This is a genomic window from Microbispora sp. NPDC046973, assembly GCF_040644495.1.
In the GTDB taxonomy this organism is placed as follows: Bacteria; Actinomycetota; Actinomycetes; order Streptosporangiales; family Streptosporangiaceae; genus Microbispora.
Map to the genome: position 1 here is coordinate 259,904 of NZ_JBEYWQ010000011.1, position 6,000 is coordinate 265,903.

Below are 6,000 nucleotides of genomic sequence, written 5' to 3' on the forward strand. Positions count from 1 at the left end.
ATGTCAATAGAACGGAATGTGGTTAATCGATAGATTTATCGTGATATGTGGGAGTTGCATTTGAGCAGGTCACCATAGGTGTATGTCCGGAAAGTGGCGACTGCCGGAAGCCCTGTCTGCTGTTCTGTCCCGACGTCTAATTTGCGGCCATCAGCAATTCCTGAATAAGGGCACGCCTCTGCTGATCGCGAATCGCCCTGCCCGCGACGACCACGGCGGCCCGTATGGCCGTTTCGGTACTGCACCTAAACTGGGATGCACTCGTGCGGAATCCGCTCCCTTCGCGACCGTCGTCCGGACCTGCGGACGGACCGGGCGACGAATCGAACGACAGACCGGGTGGCGAGGTGAGGAGGACGGTGTGAGCCGGCGCGTACGCGGCGATCGGGAAGAGGCGGATCTGCCGGTCGACCCCGACGTGGACCTCCGCCACGAACGGGACATGTTCCGCCGCCCGGCGGCCCCGGCGCGCCGCCGGACCTGGGACGTCCTCGCCGTGATCGCCGTCGGCGGCGGAGCCGGCGCCGTGGGCAGGTATCTGGTCGGCCGGGTCTTCCCCGCACCGCCCACCGGATTCCCCTGGGGAACGTTCCTCGCCAACGTCACCGGCTGCTTCGCGCTCGGGGCTCTGATGGTCTTCGTGCTGGACGTCTGGCCGCCGCGCCGCTACGTCCGTCCGTTCCTCGCGGTCGGCTTCCTCGGCGGATTCACGACGTTCTCCACCTTCAGCGTGGAGATCGTGGACAGGTGGTCGCACGGCGCGTGGCCGACGGCCGGTGTGTACGCCGCGGCCAGCCTGGTCGCAGGACTGGTCGCGGTCTGGTGCGGCATCGTCCTCGCCCGCACGCTGGCGGGCCTCCCCGTACGGCGGCGCGCGAGGAGGGGCGAATGAGACTGCACGGACCCGCGCAGCGATTGACGATCCTGATCGGCGAGAGCGACCAGTACCGCCACCGGCCGCTGTACACCGAGATCGTGCACCGGGCGCGCACCATGGGCCTGGCGGGGGCGAGCGTGTTCCGGGGCATCGAGGGCTTCGGCGCCTCCTCGCGCATCCACACCAGCCGCCTGCTGTCGCTGAGCGAGGACCTGCCCGTCGCCGTCGTCATCGTGGACGTTCCGGAAAGGATCAGCGCGTTCGTGGCAGAACTGGACGAACTGGTGACCGAGGGCCTGGTGATCGTCGATCCCGTGGAGGTCTACCGCTATGTGGGGCGTGAGCCGGGACGGGCGGAGCCGTGATCCTGCTGCTCGTCTTCCTCGGCGGAGTCGTCGGCGCTCCCGCCCGCTATCTCACCGACCGGCTGGTGCAGCGCCTGCACGACAGCGTGTTCCCCTGGGGCACGCTGTCGGTCAACCTGTCCGGGTCGCTCGTGCTCGGGCTGCTGCTCGGCGCCCATGACCACCTCGGCTTGCCCGCCCAGGCGGTCACCCTGCTCGGCACCGGCTTCTGCGGCGCGTTCACGACGTTCAGCACGTTCGGCTTCGAGACCGTACGGCTGCTGGAGGAGGGCTCGGTCCTGGAGGCCGGGCTCAACGCGCTCGGCAGCCTGGTCCTCGGCGTCGTCGCCGCCGCCGCCGGATTCGCACTGACCGCCCTCCTCGCCTGAGGCGCCGCCGCGAGCGAAGCGGGCAACACCGAGCGCCCCGATGAGCGAAGCGGGAAACACCGAGCGAGCCGGAGGGGCGCGCCGGTGTCTGGACTGAGGAACGCGCGCAGCGAGGAACGAGCGAGCACGTGACGAGGGAAGACGCCGGATAAGAGCGCCCCGATGAGCGAAGCGGGAAACACCGAGCGAGCCGGAGGGGGCTCGCTCGGTGTTCAGCGGTCAGTGGTGCCCGTGGCCGTTGTGCTTCTGGGTCCAGGGACCGGTGATGGCGAAGACGTAGCCGGGGGTCTGGATGTTGGCGAACAGGATGCGCCCGTCCTCGCTGAACGTCGGGCCGGTGAACTCGCTGTCGTTGAGCTCGTTGCGGGCCATCGGGTAGGGCGCGCCCTTGTCGGTCACGCCGACCAGGTGCGACAGGCCCTCGCCGTCCTCGGCGAGGATGACGCCGCCGTACGGCGAGACGGTGATGTTGTCCGGCCCGTCGTAGTCGGTGTCCTGCTCCGGGTCGGGGTTGACGCCGAAGATCGTCTTGAGCGTGACGGTCTCCGACTCGGGGTCGTAGAACCAGACCTGTCCGTCGTGCTCGTTGACGCTGCCGTCGTCGTGGCGGGCGTAGCTGGCGACGAAGTACGCGCCGCCGTCGCCCCACCAGGCGCCCTCCAGCTTGCGGCTACGGGTGATCTGGTCGTCGGTGAACTGCTTGCGCACCGAGGTCGTCCTGGCGTCCCGGTCCGGCACGTCGACCCACTCGACCTTGTAGCGGGTGCCCGGCTGGGTCGCCTCGGACAGGTCGGCGATGTGCCTGTTGCCCTTGCGGCACCGCATGGCCTGCAGCTTCCCCGCGGTGTCGCCGCCGGGGCCCAGGGCCAGCGCACGCAGCGCGCCCTTGCGGCCGCGGAAGCCCTGGGGCGGGGTCCAGCGGAAGTACAGGCCGTTGGGGCCGCTCGCGTCCTCGGTCAGGTAGATCTCGGAGTTGCGCGGGTTGACCGCGACGGCCTCGTGGGAGTAGCGGCCGAGGAACTTCAGCGGCACCGGGTTCTTGTTGGCCTCGCGGTCGAACGGGTCGACCTCGAAGACGTACCCGTGGTCCTTCTGGAAGGCGCCGCCGGCCCGCTGCTCGGTCTCCTCGCAGGTCAGCCAGGTGTCCCACGGCGTGATGCCGCCCGCGCAGTTGTTGTGCGTGCCGGCCACGCTGACGTACTCGCGGATGCGGTTGCCGTCCCTGTCGACCTCGATGTTCGTGGTGCCGCCCTTGGCGCCCGGGTCGTAGGTCAGGCCCGGCAGGGCCGGCACGCCGTAGGGCTCGCCGCCGCCGATCTCGTGGTTGTTCACCAGCACCCAGCCGTCACGGCCGCGGAAGCAGCCGGTGCCGTCGGCGTCGCTGGGGGTCGGCTCCCCCGACTCCAGCAGCGTCTTGCCGGCCTGAGCGACCACCTTGTAGGAGAAGCCCTTGGGCAGGGCGAGCAGACCGGCCGGGTCGGCGACGACGGGGCCGTACCCGATCGTCTTGCCGACTCCGGCCTGGGCCGCCTGGGCGGCGGCGGGGCCGGCGATGGCCTCGATGCTGCCCGCGATGGCGATGCCGAGGCCGCCGGCGGCGGCCGAGCGCATGAGGTCGCGGCGGGAGAGGGAGGAACTCACAGGACGTACCTTTCGGTGCTGAGGGCAGGCCCTGCGATCCCATTACCCTGCCTTGAACCTCTCCTTCCGTGAAACGGGCGTGGGGGTGAACACCCGACAACGATCTCAGGACGGCATATGCCGCTCGCGCGTCACTTCGCCAGGAAGGCGAGGAGCGCGTCGGTGACCTCCTGGGCGTGGGTCCACAGCAGGCCGTGCGGGGCGCCCTCGATCTCGACGTACTCGGCCTGGGGAAGCGCCCGGTGGAACGGGCGGCCGGTGGAGTCGATGGGGAGGATGCGGTCGGCGGTGCCGTGCACGATGAGCGTCGGCACGTCGATCTTGGTGATGTCGGCCCGGAAGTCCGTCGTCCAGGTGGGGACGGCCGCGGACGAGGCGAACCACGAGGCGCCGGCGGCGGTGTTCCAGTTGGCCCGGACGACCTCCTCGCTCAGGCGGGTGCCGAGGTTCTCGTCGGTGTTGTAGAAGGCGTTGTAGAAGTCGGTGAAGTAGGCGTAGCGGTCCTTGGTGACGGCCTCGAGGATGCCCTCGAACACGCTGCCGTCGACGCCCTCCGGGTTGTCCTCCGTCTTGAGCAGGAACGGTTCGAGGGAGGCCAGGAACGCGGCCTTGGCCACCCGCGCCGAGCCGTACGTGCCGAGGTAACGGCCGACCTCGCCGGTGCCCATGGAGAAGCCGACGAGGATCACGTCACGCAGGTCGAGGGTCTCCAGCAGCGTGTTCAGGTCGGCGGCGAAGGTGTCGTAGTCGTAGCCGACGGTGGGCTGGCTCGACTGGCCGAAGCCGCGGCGGTCGTAGGTGATGACGCGATAGCCGGCGCCGAGCAGGGTGGGGATCTGCTTCTCCCACGAGTGGCCGTCCAGCGGATAGCCGTGGATGAGCACGATGGGCTGTCCGCTACCGTGGTCCTCGTAGTACAGGTTGATGTCGGTGCTGTTCTCCTGGCCGACGGTGATGTACGCCATGACCCGCTCCTTCTGATCTCCGGTTCGTGACCCCGGCCTTTGCAACCGGTTTCCTCGTACGCCCCAGAGACTAGGGCACGATTAAATTGCGCGCAAGGTAATCGGGTACGTCTCAACCCCAGGCGCGAAGGACCGTGCCTCAGGCCGGCCGGTTCGCGTACGCGGTGACGTTGGCGGTCAGGCGGCGCAGCGTGGCGAGCGTGCGGGTGAACTCCTCGGGGTCGAGCGCCATCGCGTCGCCGACCGAGGCGAAGATGTCGTCGCTGCGCTCCCGCAGCCCGGCGCCCTTCTCGGTCAGCGTGATCTGCACGGTGCGCTCGTCGTCGGCGCGGCGCTCCCGGCGCAGCAGGCCGTTCGCCTCCAGCCGCTTGAGCAGCGGCGTCATCGTGCCGTAGTCGAGGTGCAGCGCGGCGCCGAGTTCCTTGACCGTGACGCCCTCCTCGGGGCCGTCCCACAGGACCAGCAGGACCAGGAACTGCGGGTACGTGAGACCCATGTCGTCGAGAAGCGGCCGATAGAGGCCGGTGACGGCGCGGGAGGCGGCGTAGAGCGCGAAGCACATCTTGTCGTCGAGGACGCGGGGGAGCCCCTCGCTCGTGGTGCTGGTCATCCTTCCACTCTAGGAGCCTGGCCCGCCGTCTGCATGGGGGACGGTCCAATCGTGCACGAGGTTTTCTCGGGTGGCGTGACCCGGCGCCCGCCGGGTCACGCCGGCCCCGTCAGCGGCACCGGCGCAGCACCATGGGCTTGCCGCAGCTCATTGTCCCCGGGCGGGTGCCGGCCTGCGCGTTCAGGCCGAGGTCGAGGCTCAGGTCGAGGGCGACGTCGAGGCCGAGGCCCACGTTGAGGCCCGCGTCGACCTTCGCGCCGAGGTCCACGGCGGCGGCCGCGGGCTTGGCGGCCTTCGGCGTGCCACAACCACAGTCCGCGAACGCGGGTGCGGTGGCGAGCAGGCCCGCACAGGTCAGGGCGGCCAGGGACAGAAGACGGATAGGGCGGTGCATGAAGATTCCTCATCTCAGCTGTAACTAATCGTGCTCGATCGTTACTCTTCGTATCCGTGCGTAGGTTGCGACAAACTCAGGGCGCTCCCGGCGAAGCACCAAAACCCCGGCGAGAAACGGCGGTGAAGCGGCCATTGCCCGCTGTGAAGCCCGGACGTACCGTCGATGACGTGACCGTCATCCACAGGGAGCGCGTGGCGTGGGAGAGCGCCAGGGTGTTCGTCGCGGCTGCGACGGGCGACGCCTACTGGTGGCTCGGTGAGACGCTCGGACGCCATCTCGGGCAGGCGTACGAACTCGACCTGACCCGCACCCGCCTGCGCCTTCGACGCGACGAGGCCCAGCCTGGGCAGGGCGTTCGCGAGGACGCGTTGTCCGCCGAGGTCGGCGCCTGGCGCGCCCGGATCGAGGAGGTCCTGACGGAGCGTCCGGAGCTCGCGGCGGTCCTGTCGCGGGTGACCGAGGAAACCGGCCGCCGCCTGGGCCGGTGACGCCCCGCCCCGCACGGCACTCCACACACGACTGCGGCCGGGTCGTCCACAGGCTGTGGACAACCCGGCCGCGCGTGACTCAGCGGAAGCGGCGGAGCCTGAGGCTGTTGCTGACGACGAAGACGCTGGAGAAGGCCATCGCCGCTCCGGCGATCATGGGGTTGAGCAGTCCCGCGGCGGCCAGCGGCAGGGCCGCGACGTTGTAGGCGAACGCCCAGAACAGGTTGCCCTTGATCGTGCGCAGCGTGCGCCGCGACAGCCGGATCGCGTCGGCCGCCACCCGCAGATC

The 6,000-nt window shown here is 69.6% G+C and carries 9 protein-coding genes; 4 read left to right on the forward strand and 5 right to left on the reverse strand.

Annotation, left to right across the window (positions count from 1 at the left end):
• Positions 1-361: 361 nt before the first annotated feature.
• Genes crcB (ABZ860_RS22220) through crcB (ABZ860_RS22230) form a run of 3 tightly spaced genes read left to right on the forward strand, consistent with a single transcriptional unit; the run spans position 362 to position 1,610 of the window.
• A complete protein-coding gene (gene crcB / locus ABZ860_RS22220; RefSeq protein ID WP_357222962.1) occupies positions 362-892 on the forward strand; it encodes a fluoride efflux transporter CrcB in 531 nt (176 codons plus the stop codon).
• Positions 889-1,242: a DUF190 domain-containing protein gene (locus tag ABZ860_RS22225; protein ID WP_357222965.1), complete on the forward strand. Its 354-nt coding sequence runs from the start codon at positions 889-891 to the stop codon at positions 1,240-1,242. Before crcB (ABZ860_RS22220) ends, ABZ860_RS22225 begins: the two co-directional genes overlap by 4 nt.
• The gene (crcB, locus tag ABZ860_RS22230) at positions 1,239-1,610 is read left to right on the forward strand and encodes a fluoride efflux transporter CrcB (RefSeq protein WP_357222967.1); all 372 of its coding nucleotides are present in this window, start codon (positions 1,239-1,241) and stop codon (positions 1,608-1,610) included. The genes ABZ860_RS22225 and crcB (ABZ860_RS22230) overlap by 4 nt, the downstream gene beginning before the upstream one ends.
• A 219-nt stretch (positions 1,611-1,829) precedes the next feature.
• Here the strand turns inward: crcB (ABZ860_RS22230) and ABZ860_RS22235 are convergent, their stop codons facing one another.
• The 4 genes from ABZ860_RS22235 to ABZ860_RS22250 all read right to left on the reverse strand — a co-directional run bounded on the left by ABZ860_RS22235 (position 1,830) and on the right by ABZ860_RS22250 (position 5,220).
• Positions 1,830-3,251: an alkaline phosphatase PhoX gene (locus ABZ860_RS22235; protein ID WP_357222970.1), complete on the reverse strand. Its 1,422-nt coding sequence runs from the start codon at positions 3,249-3,251 to the stop codon at positions 1,830-1,832.
• A 131-nt stretch (positions 3,252-3,382) separates the two neighbouring features.
• The gene (locus tag ABZ860_RS22240; RefSeq protein ID WP_357222973.1) at positions 3,383-4,216 is read right to left on the reverse strand and encodes an alpha/beta hydrolase; all 834 of its coding nucleotides are present in this window, start codon (positions 4,214-4,216) and stop codon (positions 3,383-3,385) included.
• Positions 4,217-4,355: 139 nt separating this feature from the next.
• Positions 4,356-4,826, reverse strand: coding sequence for a MarR family transcriptional regulator (locus ABZ860_RS22245; protein WP_357222976.1), 471 nt, complete (start codon positions 4,824-4,826; stop codon positions 4,356-4,358).
• Between the two features lie 109 nt (positions 4,827-4,935).
• Positions 4,936-5,220, reverse strand: coding sequence for a hypothetical protein (locus ABZ860_RS22250; protein WP_357222979.1), 285 nt, complete (start codon positions 5,218-5,220; stop codon positions 4,936-4,938).
• A gap of 170 nt (positions 5,221-5,390) precedes the next feature.
• On the opposite strand from ABZ860_RS22250, the gene ABZ860_RS22255 reads away from it, so the two are divergent.
• A complete protein-coding gene (locus tag ABZ860_RS22255) occupies positions 5,391-5,711 on the forward strand; it encodes a hypothetical protein (protein ID WP_357222982.1) in 321 nt (106 codons plus the stop codon).
• A gap of 79 nt (positions 5,712-5,790) precedes the next feature.
• Here the strand turns inward: ABZ860_RS22255 and ABZ860_RS22260 are convergent.
• A partial coding sequence (locus tag ABZ860_RS22260) for a hypothetical protein (protein WP_357222984.1) occupies positions 5,791-6,000 on the reverse strand: 210 nt, incomplete at its 5' end.

Coding starts and splice junctions, on each gene's coding strand:
- ABZ860_RS22250 (WP_357222979.1), bottom strand. CDS start 5,220: ATGCACCGCCCTATCCGTCTTCTGTCCCTGGCCGCCCTGACCTGTGCG.
- ABZ860_RS22225 (WP_357222965.1), top strand. CDS start 889: ATGAGACTGCACGGACCCGCGCAGCGATTGACGATCCTGATCGGCGAG.
- ABZ860_RS22245 (WP_357222976.1), bottom strand. CDS start 4,826: ATGACCAGCACCACGAGCGAGGGGCTCCCCCGCGTCCTCGACGACAAG.
- ABZ860_RS22240 (WP_357222973.1), bottom strand. CDS start 4,216: ATGGCGTACATCACCGTCGGCCAGGAGAACAGCACCGACATCAACCTG.